Consider the following 14,018-nt stretch of genomic DNA (forward strand, 5'->3'; position numbering starts at 1 on the left):
CAATGGCCTTTGAGCTTCGTTCTGAACTTATCAAATGATAATAGTAGGCGGCGACGAGAGTTGGTACTCGTTATCAAAACCACAGTATAAGAGCATATAGCTCCGTACTTGTTAAGGCTAATTATGTGAGTAATTGGCGAAATAAGGTGGTACCGCGACTGTTTATACAGCCCCGCCCTTATCTTTTTTAAGATAAGGGTGGGGCTTTTTTATATTTAAAAGGAGGAATGTAAGATGAGTATTTTTATTGGAGGCGCTTGGCCGTATGCAAATGGCTCGTTACACCTTGGGCATATTGCGAGTTTGTTACCTGGAGATATTTTAGCACGTTATTACCGGGCAAAAGGTGAGAATGTGTTGTATGTTTCGGGAAGTGACTGTAATGGAACACCGATTGCAATTAGGGCAAAACAAGAAGGTGTGACGGCGAAGGAAATTGCTGATAAGTATCATGAAGAGTTCCAGCGATGTTTTCGTAGCCTTGGTTTTACTTATGATTGCTATACACGTACAGATAGTGAGCACCATCATGAAACTGTTCAAAATGTCTTTTTACGTTTATTAGAAGAAGGCTATATTTATAAAAAAACAGTGGAACAAGCGTATTGTGAAACGTGTACACAGTTTTTACCTGATCGTTATGTAGAAGGCATTTGTCCACATTGCCATGAAGCAGCAAGAGGAGATCAATGCGATGCGTGTTCAGCTATTTTAGATCCACTCGATTTGTTAGAAAAGAAATGTAAGTTATGTGGTAGTACACCGTCCGTGCAGGAAACAGAGCATTTTTATTTCGCATTGCATACATTTCAGGAGCAAATCAAAATGGCTGTAGAAATCGCAAAACAGGAAGGAACATGGCGTGACAATGCGATTCAACTAACAGAGAGATATGTTAAGGAAGGATTACTAGATAGGGCTGTCTCACGTGATTTACCAATTGGGGTACCAATTCCAGTAGAAGGGTATGAAGATAAAAAAATTTACGTATGGATTGAAGCAGTGACAGGATATTATTCAGCGAGTAAACATTGGGCCGAAGAAAAAGGGAAAGATGATCAAGAGTTTTGGGATAGAGAAGCGAAAACATATTATGTACACGGAAAGGATAATATTCCGTTTCATTCCATCATTTGGCCAGCGGTATTACTTGGAATAGGAGAGGGAGCAATTCCTCGTTATATCGTTTCGAATGAATATTTAACAGTGGAAAAAAGAAAATTATCTACAAGTAAAAACTGGGCAGTATGGGTGCCTGATATATTAGAACGCTACAATCCAGATTCCATTCGTTACTTTTTAACAGTCAATGCACCAGAAAATCGTGATACTGATTTTTCATGGCGTGAATTCATTTATAGTCATAATAGTGAATTGTTAGGTGCATACGGAAACTTTGTGAACCGGACATTAAAGTTTATTGAAAAGTATTATGATGGCATTGTACCGAATGGAATTATTAATGAAGAGCTGAAAAAGAAAATAGAAGGATTATATATAAATGTAGGAGAATCAATTGAGCAAACTAAATTTAAAGTGGCTCTAGAAACAATATTTGATGCAGTACGTTTTGCAAATAAATACTTTGATGAGAGGCAGCCTTGGAAACAAAGGGAAGATGATCCAGTTTCATGCGAAGAAACGATTTATAACTGTGTGTATCTTATCGCTAATTTTGCAAATCTCCTTGAACCGTTTTTACCATTCTCAAGTGAAAGAGTTAGAAATACATTATCGATTGTGAACCAAAATTGGGAGCCTCAAAATACGTTGCCGAATAGAATTGATAGTGTGCAGCCACTATTTGAACGAATTGATGTAAAACAAATTGAGTGTGAGGTAGAGAAACTATATGGAGCGGTAAAGTGAGATAGAGAAAAAGACCTTTCAAGTAAATGAAAGGTCTTTTGTTATGCAGTAGGATTCTCTTTCTTATCCTTTAAGAAGAAAAGCACGGCAAGGATTACGAGAATAATAGCTGCAATATCATATATTACTTTGAATGTAGTATTAAAGTTTAAGTACTCTACTAAAGGGGTTTTGACTGCCCCAGCATATATACAAATGGGAATGATAAGCACATCGTAAAATTTCTTTTCTTTCATATATCTTATTAGGAAGAATATACACATAATGGCAAAAAAGGCTGCGCTTAAAATAGTCATTTATACCTCCAAATAGATTTGGAATTATACCACATTGTAACTGTATTTACATTTATATGAAAGTTTCTATTTTCATGCACTATGTACGCTACTATGTTTCTTTTCTTTCCTAGCCATAAGCAGCTGAGGAGTAAAAATTCCAAGTAGTATAAAGAGTATCCCAATCCACTGCATGAAGGTTACGACTTCATGTACAAGTGTAATAGAAGCGATAATGGCCGTTGGTAATTCAGCTGCCCCTAGTATTGTACTAAGTCCTGTTCCTACTTTCGGTACACCAATTGAAAAACAAATGACAGGTACGACAACACCGAACAATCCGAGGAAGAATGCGTATTTCCAAAGACCGGCTTGCAGGGCACCATCCGTTAAAAAGGTTGGCGGGAAGAATAGGCATACGATAAGAGTAGCGCTTGTTGTCATAAGAAAGCTTTTCGTATAAGGCGGAACTTCTGTAGCAACACGCCCACTTGCAAAAACATAGAATGAAAAAGAGACAGCGGCTAATAAACCAAAGATAATACCTTTCGTGGAAAAGTTTTGTCCGAGACCTTCAAAGACACCGCCTGCAAACAATGTTCCAGTAAATAAAATAATGATAGATATAACTTTCTCACGGCTTGGTAATGTTCGATTAGCGATTGCTTCTATAACGACACCAATCCATGTGAACTGGAAGAGTAGGACAACAGCGATAGATGCTGGTAGTTCTTCTACAGAAATAGCGTAGAAGATACCAGTCATACTCATTGTTGTGCCAACTGTTAGCAAGGAAAAGAATTGCTTTTTTGTTACTTTATGACGTGAAACGAAAAGAACGAGCAGAAGAAGCCCGATCCATCCGAAGACATATTGTCCCCCTAATAGTTGATGTGCTGAAAATCCATCAATGAATCCGAGTTTGAAAATAGTTGAAAGTACGCCGTAGCTACAAGCTCCGAATAAAACAAGTAATGAATACTTAAATTTCTCCATGAAAATCCTCCTTTTAAATAATAAAAAACGCCCGCTATCCAAATAAGGATAACGGGCGAACGAAACAGAGTAATATACTCTACAAAATTCCGCCATTCATACGAAGTATGAATTTGGGGTATGAAATTGTAGTAAGTTTTTTACATTGCTTTCGGGAATACAATAGAACATTTTACACCTTGGGGTGTGTTTTGTATCCCATAAGGAAACTGGTGCTTATCTAGTATTTGTTTTACAATGTATAACCCAAGACCACTACCTTGTACTAAGCCATGTTTGTCAGGGTTTGCGCGATAGAATGGTTCAAATAAATGGGCAAGTTTATCTTCATCTATTTGTGAACCTGTATTTAATACTTCTAATGCGTAACCGTTTGGTTTTTCATAAAGCTTTATATAGACATGCTGATGGTCAATTGTGTAATGAATTGCATTTGAAATAATGTTAAAAATAGCAGTTTGAATAAATTTAGGATCAGCTAAAACCTGTACATCTTGTTTAATGTTCGATTGAACATTTAATTGTTTTACAGATACAAAGTAATCTACTTTCTTCATAACATCCTCAATAATATTAGTTAATGAGATAACTTTTAAATCAGGTTTAAATTGAGGGTTTTGTATTTTGGATAATTCCGACATTTTTTCCGTTAATATGTTAATGTCTTGCATCATTTCATAGGAACGTTTTAAATATTTATCTCTATCTTTATAAGCTCCAATTCCGTGAATCATGCCATCTAGTTGTCCCATAACGGCTGCGATTGGTGTCTTTAATTCATGGGAAACCATAGACATAAATTCTTTACGAGATTGTTCTAACTGTTGTTCCTTTTTGAGTTCATTTCTTAAATCTTGATTGCTTGCATGTAAATTCTTCACAATATTTGGTACTTGTGAAGCAGCTACTTGTAAATTAAAATCGGTTTGATCTGCATTTTTGTTAAGTAGCTTTTTATCTGAGAAATCAAGATTTATAATATCTTTTAAAGCATCACTCATATATTGAAAAGGTTTAGCAATTAGTTTTGAATAAATTAAAGATCCGAGCAAAGATAATGCAAGCATTGTCGCGCCAATATGAGGAGCTAACTGCTGCAGTGCATCTGTTAATTTAGGATCATCCTGTGCATCATTTGTTTTACTTGCTGCATTTTGTTTATGTAAGGCATCATTAGTAGCGACTTGCTTTTCCGTTTCTGTAAGTGGAGCAGAAGTGCTATTTTTCCCCGCAATACTTTGGGTATGTTCTTTTGCTTTTACAGTTTGGCTAGGCTGCAAAAGGTGATTTATGGCTGTAGAGAGTGCTTTATAATCTATAATAGAAGATTGGAAATTGGAAATCTTACTCTCTGAAACAGCCTTACTTTGATTCGTTTTACTTTGGTCGTTTTGTTTGTCTGAATCCGCTTGTTCTGTAGACAGCGCTCCATTTTCTTTTGCAAAACGTTCTTTATCGTAGTTTGAAGCTAGAAAATAAATAATTTGATAAAGACAAAGTGATAAAAGAATACAAAATAATAAGGTTTTGATGAAAATATTTTTGGTGATGTTGTCTGTACTACGATTCGATTTTGTAGCCAATGCCTTTCACCGTTTTAATATAAGGAATTCCTAATTTTTTTCTTAAGTTCTTAATATGTGTATCTATAACTCTTACATCACCATAATGTTCATAGCCCCATACCTTATTCAGCAAATCACTTCTTGATAATACTTTTCCCCGATTTTGCAGTAAAGTATAAATAATTTCAAATTCCTTTGTTGTTAATTCAATTTGATTACCATGAACATAAGCGGCATATGCTGTAGAATTTAACATCAATTCACGGAATTGTAGTATAGTTGCAGTTTCTGCTTCCTTCGTTGCTGCCCTTCTTAATACAGCTTCTACACGTTTAATAAATACGGTGTAATGGAACGGTTTTGTAATATAGTCATCAATACCTAATTCAAATCCTTTAATTTCACTTTCTTCATTATGTAAGCCTGTTAACATAATAATCGGTACATCAGACTGTCCTCGCATAATTTTACAAATACTATAGCCATCTATATCTGGTAACATCACATCAAGGAGGACAAGATCGTATGAATTTTTTTGGAAAAGAAGAATACCTTCTGTTCCAGCGCCAACGACATCAACAGTAAAGTTTTGTGCCATTAGAAATTCACGGATTAGTTCTTGTATATCTGGGTTGTCTTCAATCACCAGTATATGCGTCATAGTAACACCTCCTAAATAACGCTTTTTACTGCAATATTCGAATTCATCATTTTTCCGATGACTCAGATTGTTTATACATATAATAAGCCCCCGCCATAAAATAATCATGAAAGTAGCAAGGGGAGTTGTTTAGTGAAACTGAATATTTAAGAATTACAGTAATTCTATTATAGTATGTATTGTAAAATTTATAAAACATTATAACTGTATAATTTTAATATCCATGTTTATCAATGTTTAGATGTTACTTAATACAATCTATCCCTATTATATATGTAAATACAGTTGTTTTGCTACTGTAAATGAAGAAATAAAATAAGCCAAGACATAAAATTCTTGGCTACACGTAAATCGTGTTGTTAGGTTATTTTACAGTGACAGTAGCCTGCTGAGGAATACGCTCAAATAACCAGTGTATATCATTGTTATACATACGAATACAACCTAGCGTTGTCCATTTGCCGATTGCCTGATTATTGTTCGTACCATGAATCGCATAAGTTGTTCCGTAAGTTCCTGCCATGTTTAGTCCGAGCCAACGGTCACCAAGTGGATTACGTGGATCGCCGCCTTTAATTTTGCCTGTATAATAAGGACGATTTTTAATTTTATTTACGATTTGAAAAGTACCTTTAGGTGTAGGAGTAGCTGCTTTTCCAGTAGCGACAGTAAAACTCTTTATAAATTTTCCATTTTGATAATAATCCATTTTATTTAACTGCGTGTTTACAATCAGTTGATCGTTCGTTGTAGCTGCCTCAGCATTTGTGAATGGAATAGTTAAAAATCCTAATGATAATAGTGCGCTTAATAATAGTTTTTTCATTATATTCTCCTTTTTACTATTGTAATAGTCTTACATACAATGAATTTGCAATCCTCGTAATACTTTATTTACATTTTCATCTAATGTTTCAAAGAAGGTAGTAATCTTTGGATTTTGTTTGTTGTTTTTATCAATAAGTAATCTTTCATTTAGTAAAAGTTCACCATGTAGTCCAAAACTTTGAACTTGAATATTTAGCTCATCTTCAGTTTCGGAAATAATTGGTAAGAAGTAGTGGAAAGCTTTCGTTGGAATGATATAACTTTTGCCAATCATACTTTCTTGATTTGAATTAGTCCATTTTTTCGTGACAATCTTAATGTTCTTTTTTGAAACGATAAAAGATAGTGTAGTAGATTTTGTTAAACTTACGTCAAATTCACTTGTTTCACATATGTGTAAATTAAAAACGGTTTCATTTTGATGAGATTCAATATTTGTATTAATAAAATCGTGCATTTTATAAGCTTCCATTTCTTATTCACCCTTTTTTCAATTTCGAAAAACGACTTATATTTATTCAATTTAATGCTTAGTCATATATTAGTTAAATTTTTCAACAAATTCCGATATAATCTTACAATACATATATGAAGCTAATATGAAGTTCGTATGAGTTTGTAGTGGTTTTTTATTGAGAACAAAATGTGGTGATTTTCAGGTGTTAAAAACTGGATAAAAAATGTATATTAATTCCTTTAATTCGTACGATATATAGTTGTTAGTTCATTTTAAAATGATAATGGATAGCATCAAATAAAGAACAGAAAACCTTAGTGTGAGCCTTACAAAAATGTAATAAAAATGTAAGCTATTGTGATAGTTATTTCGACAATTTTTTTATACAATAATAGTAAGAAGTTGTACGTGATTGAAAGGAGAGATGACATGGAATGGGTTCATGAATTATTTCAGCAGTACGGGTACTATGTTGTACTTGTTGGTTTGCTGTTAGAATATATTGCACTTCCGTTTCCGGGAGAGCCGACGTTAGCATATGCGGGGTTTTTAGCACAGAAGGGCGATTTAAGTTTACCGATTTTAATTATCCTATCCTTTATTGGGACAAGTGTAGGAATGACAATTCAATACTTTTTAGGAAATAAATTAGGTATGCCCTTTATTCAAAAGTATGGGAAATATGTATTTTTAACACAAAGAAAAATTGACTTAACAAGAATGTGGTTTGATAAGTATGGATACTTCCTGATTTTTATCGGTTTCTTTATTCCTGGTGTACGTCATTTTACAGGATACTTTGCAGGAATTATTAACTTACCATTCCGTCGCTTTGCAATTACAATTTACTCAGGTGCTCTATTTTGGGTATCATTCTTCTTAATCGGTGGTTATTGGTTAGGTGGAAACTTACATGACATCTTTGGAGTGCTAGAAGGTCATATCGGTAAAATTATTTTTGGAGTGATTGTGATTGTGGCAGTTACGTTAGGCATTCGTTTCCGCAAACAGTTAAAACGAGTATTGTTACAAAACGCAAGTTAATATGGAATCCATTCTATGTCAAAATTTAGGAAGGCAGTGCAAAAGCACTGCCTTTTTTATTTTACGTTCCAATTGATTTTCAACTTTCCTTTTAATTGATTTCCGCTAACTATAATGTAATAAGTGCCGGTCTTAATTGCTGCGAAATGGTACGTATTAGGGCCAGCTGGAGCTAAATAATTTTCTTCCTCTTGAAATTCACTAGCCATTTTTATGTCCCCTATATAGCCATTCGAATTATCAGTTCGTGATTCAATAGTGAATTCTAATATGTCACCTCGTTTTAGTTCAATTGGGACTTTATGTTCACCACTAAAATGTTGAAAAGATGCTTCGAAAGAGTTATCTGTTTTTGTTTCGACCCATTGTTCTTTTGATGTTCCAACCTTTTCTAGATCGATAAAGTTGATTGTGATAAATATAATAAGCATAATGCCTGGCACGACATATTGTATCCACTTAAGTTTTGTTACTATAACTGCACATAAGTAGAAAAAAAGAGAACACACTGCTCCAATTGATCCGAGAAACAAAAACTGTATTAGACTAGCTTCTTTAAATATTAGGAATGGAAGAGAAAATAAATAGCCGCAAAAAATATAAAGGCATAATGTCTTCAGTCTTGTATATGTTTTTAATTTCAATTTATCGATGCAAATAGAACAAAAAATTGCATATGCCGCAAGAATAGGAACGAAGGGAACATATAGTAGTTCTCGTAATCCAGCTAAGAAACTATATAATGTTTGTTGACTAGTTGTTAAGAGAAGCGTGCTAATAAGTAATAATAATAATAATAATAAAGCTGCTGTAAGCTTAGTAAGAATGTAAGAAAAGGTAGATGTTTTCTTCATATGGAACCTCCTTTGTTTAATATTTCACATTCATTATATAAGTTATTTTCATCATAATACATCTTTATTTTTGTCAATTATTATAGTCGTAATGACAATTATAATTGACAAAAATAAGGATATTATTTACAATTTTAATTAAATAAATGAAAAAGAGGGAAGACATGAAGCTTCAAAATCGAGTGAGGGAATTGCGAGCAAAGCATCGTTTATCACAAGGGGATTTAGGGAAAGCGATAGGATCATCACGGCAAACGATTAGTTTAATTGAGCGCGGGGATTATGCACCATCTATTGTATTGTCGTTAAAAATCGCACACATTTTCAATGTACCGGTGGAGGAAATATTTATGTTAGTGGAGGGGGAAGAGGACGATGAGGAGTAAACGAAAAAAACAATTTGATTTTGTGGGGAAAATAGCATTAAGTATGATGGGTGGCTTTTTAACATCTTATATAGCTTTAGATTTACTCTCGGATGAACCGAGAAAATTATCATCTAATACATTTATAGGTGTATGTACTATTTTTGGGATCTTAATGATGTACTACACTTGGAAGAATACACGTATGTTAGCGGAGGCACGCGATGAAGAAGAGAGCGTACAAGGTAGAAAATTAGGCATTATAAGTATATATTTACGTGTAGGTGATATAGTTATGCAGGCATGGTTTGTATATGCAGTTATTGCATGTAGACGTGCACTGTTGCAGGATACAAATGTTTCATTTGCAGTGTGGAATTTAGTAGCTTCTATTGTCTGTTTAACTATTGTAGTGATTATCGGGCATATAACGAAAAATCGTTATAACAAGCTATATCCTGAACAAGGTGTAACATATATGGAATCTATGAAAATGTGGACGAAAAACGCAGATGAAGGATTAAAGCACATTGTGCATGAGGCTGGATATAAAGCGTATGAATTTACGAACACAATATTGGCATATGTATGGTGGGCTGCCGTTATATATACAGCGGCTAGTGATATCGATTTTGTATTAATTGGCTTAATCTCATTTATTTGGATATTGCATCTTGGAAAATTCATGTACGAAATGCAGAGAAAAATGATTTATTAAGGGGAGAAAAAGGTGGATATTTTAAGAAGGCCAGCTGGTTCTATGACGGTGGCGTTAGTTTTGTCCATTTTATACGGAGTAATCCGAACTGAGAAATTAGAAGTAATGTTGGATATATGGGCATTGTTGGCTATTTTTCTGTTAGTGGTGATCATTCATGAGTTAGGACATGTTATATTCGGCATAATAGGTGGTTTGACATTTAAATTTATGACAGTAGGGCCTATTACTGTTCAAAAAGAGAAGGGGAAAGTACGTATTCGAGAAAATAAATTATGGGCGTACTTCGGAGGCGTGGCAATGTTAATACCGCCTTCTATAGTAACACCGAACCTTTCGAAAAAATGGGCATGGATGACTTTAGGTGGACCAATTACAAGTTTACTATTTGGTATTACTTTTGGTTACATATACATGGTGAGTTATTATCAATATCTGTTATATTTTTCTGTTTTCCATTTTATAATTTTTGCGGTTACAATCGTACCGATAAAAGGAACGCTTATGAGCGATGGTATGCAATTTCTTATTTTAATTAAAGATGATGAAAAGGCGAAGCAGCATGTATATAACATTCAAGTATCGAGTGAGTTATTTAGTTATAAGAGGCCGAAAGATTGGGATAAGAGATTAGTAGAACTTACCGAAGATAAAATAAAAGAACATAAAAGTATAAGAGAGATCATGAGCGGACTTATGCTTGTCTTCCTTGCCCGGTCGGATCAAAAGGGAATGGAAAGAGCGATACCATATATAGAACAAGTTGCCCAGCTCCCTGTAACGAAAGAAAATAAATATTTCGTTAGCAGTTTTCACAGTTGGTATCTTTTATATAAAGCTCTTTATGAGATGGATAGCCTTTCTCTGCATGAAGCGAAGGAACATGCAAAAGCCATTACTAAGATTGATCTAAACGGATATTACCGTACACAAGGAATTATTAAATATTTAGAGGGCGATATAGAAACTACCAACGTTTATATGAGGAAAGCGGATAAAGAATTGAAGAGCGCTGAGAATAGTGAAATAGGATATTTACAATTAGAGAGAGAATGGTTTGAGCAGCTGAAAGAGAGGGTATCTTACGATGGGTGAGATATCCTCTTTTTTTTATGTCGTCTTATGCCGTTCCATAAACAGGCTGGGGCGAGTAAAATAAGAGAAGAAGAGCAAAGCTTGGAGGAATTCTAGATGGAAATTTTAACGATTATTTTAATAGTCTTGCTCATTTATGCTGTTTTTAAAGTAGCATATGTAGCATTAAAGATACTCGCGATCCTATTAGTTATCTTTTTAATCGTAGAGTTCGGCAGTAAATTGCTTGGGGGATAGGGTATGTTCTACGTTTTGGTTATCGAAAGATGTCGTTAAATTGATATCCTGTGTCAAAGCGTCGGTATAATGAAAAAATCGTTGATATAAGTGGAGAAACGATCGATATATTTGAAAAATTATTGATATATTTTAGTGAATACTAAGTGGGGTATGTGGAAAAGAAGTTGCCGTGAGGGTAGCTTCTTTTTATTTTAGTGATGGGGTATGAACAGGAAAGAGTAACAAAACAAAAAAGCTGGAAGAGTATCTTCCAGCTTACGAGTTACTTTCAATTTGGCGACCGTTTTCTTCTTCATTGTCTTGTAAAAGGTTGAATACGTCTGCTAGGCAGAATGCAATGAACCAAGTCCATAGACCGTGGAAGAAAGCTGAGCTTAATTGAAGTGGTAATGTATAGTTAGTCATTGAGTAGGAAATACATCCGCCAACGATTCCGATCATTGTTAATAACATTGTTTTTTGTGCATTTTCTTCTGGATTAAAGAGGAAGTAAATGTATCCACCTAAAATTGAAGCGCTTACAAGCGTTTCGATTCCATTAAAAATGATATTCTCTCCAAGCTGAGTGTTTGTCCAGAAGCAGATTGTTCCGCCGATAATAGCAAACAGGACAGCTATTGTATATCTTATATATTGATTCATATGTTCATCTCCTTATGTAATAAGATGATTTGGAAGTCAAAAAGGTAGGTATAGTATATTGAAGTGAATTTTAGTTGTACGTATCTTTTTATAAAAAGATCATGGAAGAATAACTAAGATGATCGGTTTTTTAAACCGTTACGTGTATGGTGTTTGAAATATACCTGACTGCTCGTTTCTTTTTGCTTGTAAAAATAAGAGAAACTTCCAAGTCTATATACTCTTTTTTTTGTGAGTCTGCTTTCATTATAACACATTTAGGGTCACAATAATAGAATTATCTGATTTTGTAATAAGTGTAAAAAATAAAAATCGCAAGGAAATACCACTAACAATGCAGTTTAGTGGAAGAAGGATTTTAATTTATTATGATGAAATATGTAATCAAGGTGAGATCTAAGAAGGAGGCTTACATACTATAAAAAATGATTTGTAGCATGAATGAAAGGGAGGAGAGCTAACTTGGAGATCACAACAGAAAGATTAATAATTAGACCTTTTAAGAGTACTGATTTACAGGATGTATTTGCTATTTATAATAATGATGATACATGTAAGTTCCTATTACATAATAAGTGGACTTATGAAGACAAGCAGAAAAGATTTAATAAGAAGCTAGCAAACAATGTGCTTACTGAAAAATCAATATTAAGTTTGGCAGTTATATACAAGACTAAAGTAGTTGGTGATTTATCCGTATGGTACACAAATATGAAAGACACTGTTGAGATTGGTTATAGTTTTTCAAATGAAGTAGCTGGGAGAGGTTTGGCAACAGAAGCAGTAAGTAGTTTGGTATTTAAATTATTTAATGAATTTCATGTACATCGTATACAAGCTAATCTTGATGCACGTAATACAGCTTCACAAAAATTATGTGAACGAATAGGCATGAGAAAGGAAGCCCATTTCATACAAGATTTTTGGAGTAAAAATGAATGGACAGATAGTATTGTATACGGAATGCTATCCTCCGATTTGTAGTAATAAACTTCGTGATTTTATTATGCTAAAGGGTGCGTTAGTTGAATAACAAAGGGCATAACATATTATATATGACTAATATGTTATGCCCTTTCATGTATTAACCTTTTTTATCCCGCTTTAATGGGCAGTAAGACCCCCACCTCAAAATTCAGCGAAAGCAAAGAAGTTAGGTGGGGGATCAACTGCCCATAAAAGTCCGATTGGTTCAACTAATAATCAGTGGGGGATGAAGAAAACCCCCACTGATTAAAGTTTCACTTTATATGCGTTTGAAACGGCCGACAATTTCAACTGTTTCAGTAATGTTCATAAATGCTCTGTTATCCACTTGACGGATAATACGTTTCATTTCGCCTAACTCATAGCGAGTCACGACAGTGTAAATCATTTTTTTCTTATGGTTTGTATAGCCGCCGACAGCATCTACCATTGTCACTCCGCGTATGCCGTGATGTAATAGTGCGCTTTTTATTTCCTCGCCTTTTTCTGTAACTGTCATTATCGTTAATTTAATATGTTTCGTATGCACAGCATCAATTACTTTACTGACTACAAACCGGCTAATTAACGTATAAAGCGTAATATCCCATCCGAAAATAAATCCTGCTGCAACAAGTAAGATTAAGTTGAATCCAAAGATGATTGCTCCAATCGAAATATCTCGATGTTTCGCTACAATCAATCCAACAACATCAAAGCCACCTGTTGAAGAAGCGAATCGGAATATGATCCCGGAAGCTGCTCCGCAGATTACACCACCGAATACAGAAGATAGTAAAATATCGTCTGAAACTTGGTGTACAGGGATAATGTTCATCGCTAACGATGATACAGCTACAAAATACGCTGTTAAAAAGGTTGTCTTCTTGCCTAAGTAAAAGTGACTTAAAATAAGAAGAGGAATGTTTAGTAAAAAGATAAGTGCACCGATATTGTAGTGCATTAAATAACCGATAATCATCCCTACACCAGCGAATCCACCGCTAATCATGTTATGCGGGATAAAGAACATATTCATAGAAATTGCATACAAAATAGAGGCTATGAAAATAACAACCAACTGTATGATGAATTCTAAGTGAAATGTTTTAGCTGCTGGGAAGGATAAAAAGGCGGTGTCGGGAACGTAATCGGCGTCTCCTAGTTGACCCATAGTATGTTTCATCTCCATATTCATTTTTGATTACAAGAAGAGAATAAAGGTTTTTTCAAAAACTGGCAATAGTTTTATTATAATGCAAAAATTTTATAAATTTCTAACAAATTAAACCTATTCAAAGATACGTGTGAATATACTAAAGAAAGCGAATACATTGGTTTTCTAGCATAGTTTTATTGAGAAAATATGCAAAATACTTTTTTGACGATAAAAGGAAATAGAGAATGTTTGTTGAATGTGCTAAAATGACCTTATTAAGGATG

The 14,018-nt window shown here is 34.2% G+C and carries 16 protein-coding genes and 1 other annotated feature (1 of these 17 only partly in view); of the genes, 7 read left to right on the plus strand and 9 right to left on the minus strand.

What is annotated here, in order from left to right; all coding sequences use genetic code 11:
• Positions 1 to 183: a binding site (T-box leader), on the plus strand; it begins 88 nt to the left of the window's first position.
• Between the two features lie 51 nt (positions 184 to 234).
• A complete protein-coding gene (metG, locus tag MKO96_RS18715; protein WP_240588332.1) occupies positions 235 to 1,869 on the plus strand; it encodes a methionine--tRNA ligase in 1,635 nt (544 codons plus the stop codon).
• A gap of 41 nt (positions 1,870 to 1,910) precedes the next feature.
• On the opposite strand, the gene MKO96_RS18720 is transcribed toward metG, so the two are convergent.
• The 6 genes from MKO96_RS18720 to MKO96_RS18745 all read right to left on the minus strand — a co-directional run bounded on the left by MKO96_RS18720 (position 1,911) and on the right by MKO96_RS18745 (position 6,666).
• On the minus strand, positions 1,911 to 2,165 hold the full coding sequence (locus tag MKO96_RS18720; protein WP_240588333.1) for a hypothetical protein: 255 nt from the start codon (positions 2,163 to 2,165) through the stop codon (positions 1,911 to 1,913).
• Between the two features lie 72 nt (positions 2,166 to 2,237).
• Positions 2,238 to 3,140: an EamA family transporter gene (locus MKO96_RS18725; RefSeq protein WP_240588334.1), complete on the minus strand. Its 903-nt coding sequence runs from the start codon at positions 3,138 to 3,140 to the stop codon at positions 2,238 to 2,240.
• Positions 3,141 to 3,280: 140 nt separating this feature from the next.
• Positions 3,281 to 4,723 (minus strand): sensor histidine kinase, encoded by a 1,443-nt coding sequence (locus MKO96_RS18730; RefSeq protein WP_240588335.1) that lies wholly within the window; start codon positions 4,721 to 4,723, stop codon positions 3,281 to 3,283.
• Entirely contained in the window at positions 4,701 to 5,366 is a 666-nt protein-coding gene (locus MKO96_RS18735) for a response regulator transcription factor (RefSeq protein ID WP_000148838.1), read from the minus strand. The genes MKO96_RS18730 and MKO96_RS18735 overlap by 23 nt, the downstream gene beginning before the upstream one ends.
• A gap of 364 nt (positions 5,367 to 5,730) precedes the next feature.
• Positions 5,731 to 6,192 (minus strand): L,D-transpeptidase, encoded by a 462-nt coding sequence (locus MKO96_RS18740; RefSeq protein ID WP_000735052.1) that lies wholly within the window; start codon positions 6,190 to 6,192, stop codon positions 5,731 to 5,733.
• A 30-nt stretch (positions 6,193 to 6,222) separates the two neighbouring features.
• Positions 6,223 to 6,666, minus strand: coding sequence for a DUF3978 family protein (locus tag MKO96_RS18745; RefSeq protein WP_087982931.1), 444 nt, complete (start codon positions 6,664 to 6,666; stop codon positions 6,223 to 6,225).
• Between the two features lie 414 nt (positions 6,667 to 7,080).
• Here MKO96_RS18745 and MKO96_RS18750 point away from each other — a divergent pair, with 414 nt between their 5' ends.
• Positions 7,081 to 7,695 (plus strand): DedA family protein, encoded by a 615-nt coding sequence (locus MKO96_RS18750; RefSeq protein WP_046955638.1) that lies wholly within the window; start codon positions 7,081 to 7,083, stop codon positions 7,693 to 7,695.
• 56 nt (positions 7,696 to 7,751) lie between these two features.
• Here the strand turns inward: MKO96_RS18750 and MKO96_RS18755 are convergent, their stop codons facing one another.
• Positions 7,752 to 8,549 (minus strand): hypothetical protein, encoded by a 798-nt coding sequence (locus MKO96_RS18755; protein ID WP_240588336.1) that lies wholly within the window; start codon positions 8,547 to 8,549, stop codon positions 7,752 to 7,754.
• A 164-nt stretch (positions 8,550 to 8,713) separates the two neighbouring features.
• On the opposite strand from MKO96_RS18755, the gene MKO96_RS18760 reads away from it, so the two are divergent.
• The 4 genes from MKO96_RS18760 (at position 8,714) to MKO96_RS18775 (ending at position 10,964) form a co-directional block, all read left to right on the plus strand.
• On the plus strand, positions 8,714 to 8,935 hold the full coding sequence (locus MKO96_RS18760) for a helix-turn-helix transcriptional regulator (RefSeq protein ID WP_016085663.1): 222 nt from the start codon (positions 8,714 to 8,716) through the stop codon (positions 8,933 to 8,935).
• Positions 8,925 to 9,632 (plus strand): DUF3169 family protein, encoded by a 708-nt coding sequence (locus tag MKO96_RS18765; protein WP_240588337.1) that lies wholly within the window; start codon positions 8,925 to 8,927, stop codon positions 9,630 to 9,632. The genes MKO96_RS18760 and MKO96_RS18765 overlap by 11 nt, the downstream gene beginning before the upstream one ends.
• A 42-nt stretch (positions 9,633 to 9,674) precedes the next feature.
• Positions 9,675 to 10,727: a site-2 protease family protein gene (locus MKO96_RS18770; RefSeq protein WP_240588388.1), complete on the plus strand. Its 1,053-nt coding sequence runs from the start codon at positions 9,675 to 9,677 to the stop codon at positions 10,725 to 10,727.
• 96 nt (positions 10,728 to 10,823) lie between these two features.
• Positions 10,824 to 10,964 carry a DUF3985 family protein gene (locus MKO96_RS18775; RefSeq protein ID WP_000404783.1) on the plus strand — a complete coding sequence of 47 codons (141 nt, stop codon included), beginning with the start codon at positions 10,824 to 10,826 and terminating at the stop codon, positions 10,962 to 10,964.
• Between the two features lie 258 nt (positions 10,965 to 11,222).
• On the opposite strand, the gene MKO96_RS18780 is transcribed toward MKO96_RS18775, so the two are convergent.
• A complete protein-coding gene (locus MKO96_RS18780; RefSeq protein WP_001077775.1) occupies positions 11,223 to 11,609 on the minus strand; it encodes a DUF3938 domain-containing protein in 387 nt (128 codons plus the stop codon).
• 462 nt (positions 11,610 to 12,071) lie between these two features.
• Here MKO96_RS18780 and MKO96_RS18785 point away from each other — a divergent pair, with 462 nt between their 5' ends.
• Positions 12,072 to 12,593, plus strand: a complete 522-nt coding sequence (locus MKO96_RS18785; RefSeq protein ID WP_240588338.1) for a GNAT family N-acetyltransferase — start codon at positions 12,072 to 12,074, stop codon at positions 12,591 to 12,593.
• Between the two features lie 262 nt (positions 12,594 to 12,855).
• Here the strand turns inward: MKO96_RS18785 and MKO96_RS18790 are convergent, their stop codons facing one another.
• Positions 12,856 to 13,749, minus strand: coding sequence for a YitT family protein (locus MKO96_RS18790; protein WP_076541754.1), 894 nt, complete (start codon positions 13,747 to 13,749; stop codon positions 12,856 to 12,858).
• Positions 13,750 to 14,018: the final 269 nt, after the last annotated feature.

This window comes from Bacillus sp. ES1-5, from assembly GCF_022487605.1.
GTDB lineage: Bacteria > Bacillota > Bacilli > Bacillales > Bacillaceae_G > Bacillus_A > Bacillus_A wiedmannii.

Coding starts and splice junctions, on each gene's coding strand:
- MKO96_RS18755 (WP_240588336.1), bottom strand. CDS start 8,549: ATGAAGAAAACATCTACCTTTTCTTACATTCTTACTAAGCTTACAGCA.
- MKO96_RS18725 (WP_240588334.1), bottom strand. CDS start 3,140: ATGGAGAAATTTAAGTATTCATTACTTGTTTTATTCGGAGCTTGTAGC.
- MKO96_RS18770 (WP_240588388.1), top strand. CDS start 9,675: ATGACGGTGGCGTTAGTTTTGTCCATTTTATACGGAGTAATCCGAACT.
- MKO96_RS18765 (WP_240588337.1), top strand. CDS start 8,925: ATGAGGAGTAAACGAAAAAAACAATTTGATTTTGTGGGGAAAATAGCA.
- MKO96_RS18750 (WP_046955638.1), top strand. CDS start 7,081: ATGGAATGGGTTCATGAATTATTTCAGCAGTACGGGTACTATGTTGTA.
- MKO96_RS18735 (WP_000148838.1), bottom strand. CDS start 5,366: ATGACGCATATACTGGTGATTGAAGACAACCCAGATATACAAGAACTA.
- MKO96_RS18790 (WP_076541754.1), bottom strand. CDS start 13,749: ATGGGTCAACTAGGAGACGCCGATTACGTTCCCGACACCGCCTTTTTA.
- MKO96_RS18745 (WP_087982931.1), bottom strand. CDS start 6,666: ATGGAAGCTTATAAAATGCACGATTTTATTAATACAAATATTGAATCT.
- MKO96_RS18720 (WP_240588333.1), bottom strand. CDS start 2,165: ATGACTATTTTAAGCGCAGCCTTTTTTGCCATTATGTGTATATTCTTC.
- MKO96_RS18775 (WP_000404783.1), top strand. CDS start 10,824: ATGGAAATTTTAACGATTATTTTAATAGTCTTGCTCATTTATGCTGTT.
- metG (WP_240588332.1), top strand. CDS start 235: ATGAGTATTTTTATTGGAGGCGCTTGGCCGTATGCAAATGGCTCGTTA.
- MKO96_RS18740 (WP_000735052.1), bottom strand. CDS start 6,192: ATGAAAAAACTATTATTAAGCGCACTATTATCATTAGGATTTTTAACT.
- MKO96_RS18780 (WP_001077775.1), bottom strand. CDS start 11,609: ATGAATCAATATATAAGATATACAATAGCTGTCCTGTTTGCTATTATC.
- MKO96_RS18760 (WP_016085663.1), top strand. CDS start 8,714: ATGAAGCTTCAAAATCGAGTGAGGGAATTGCGAGCAAAGCATCGTTTA.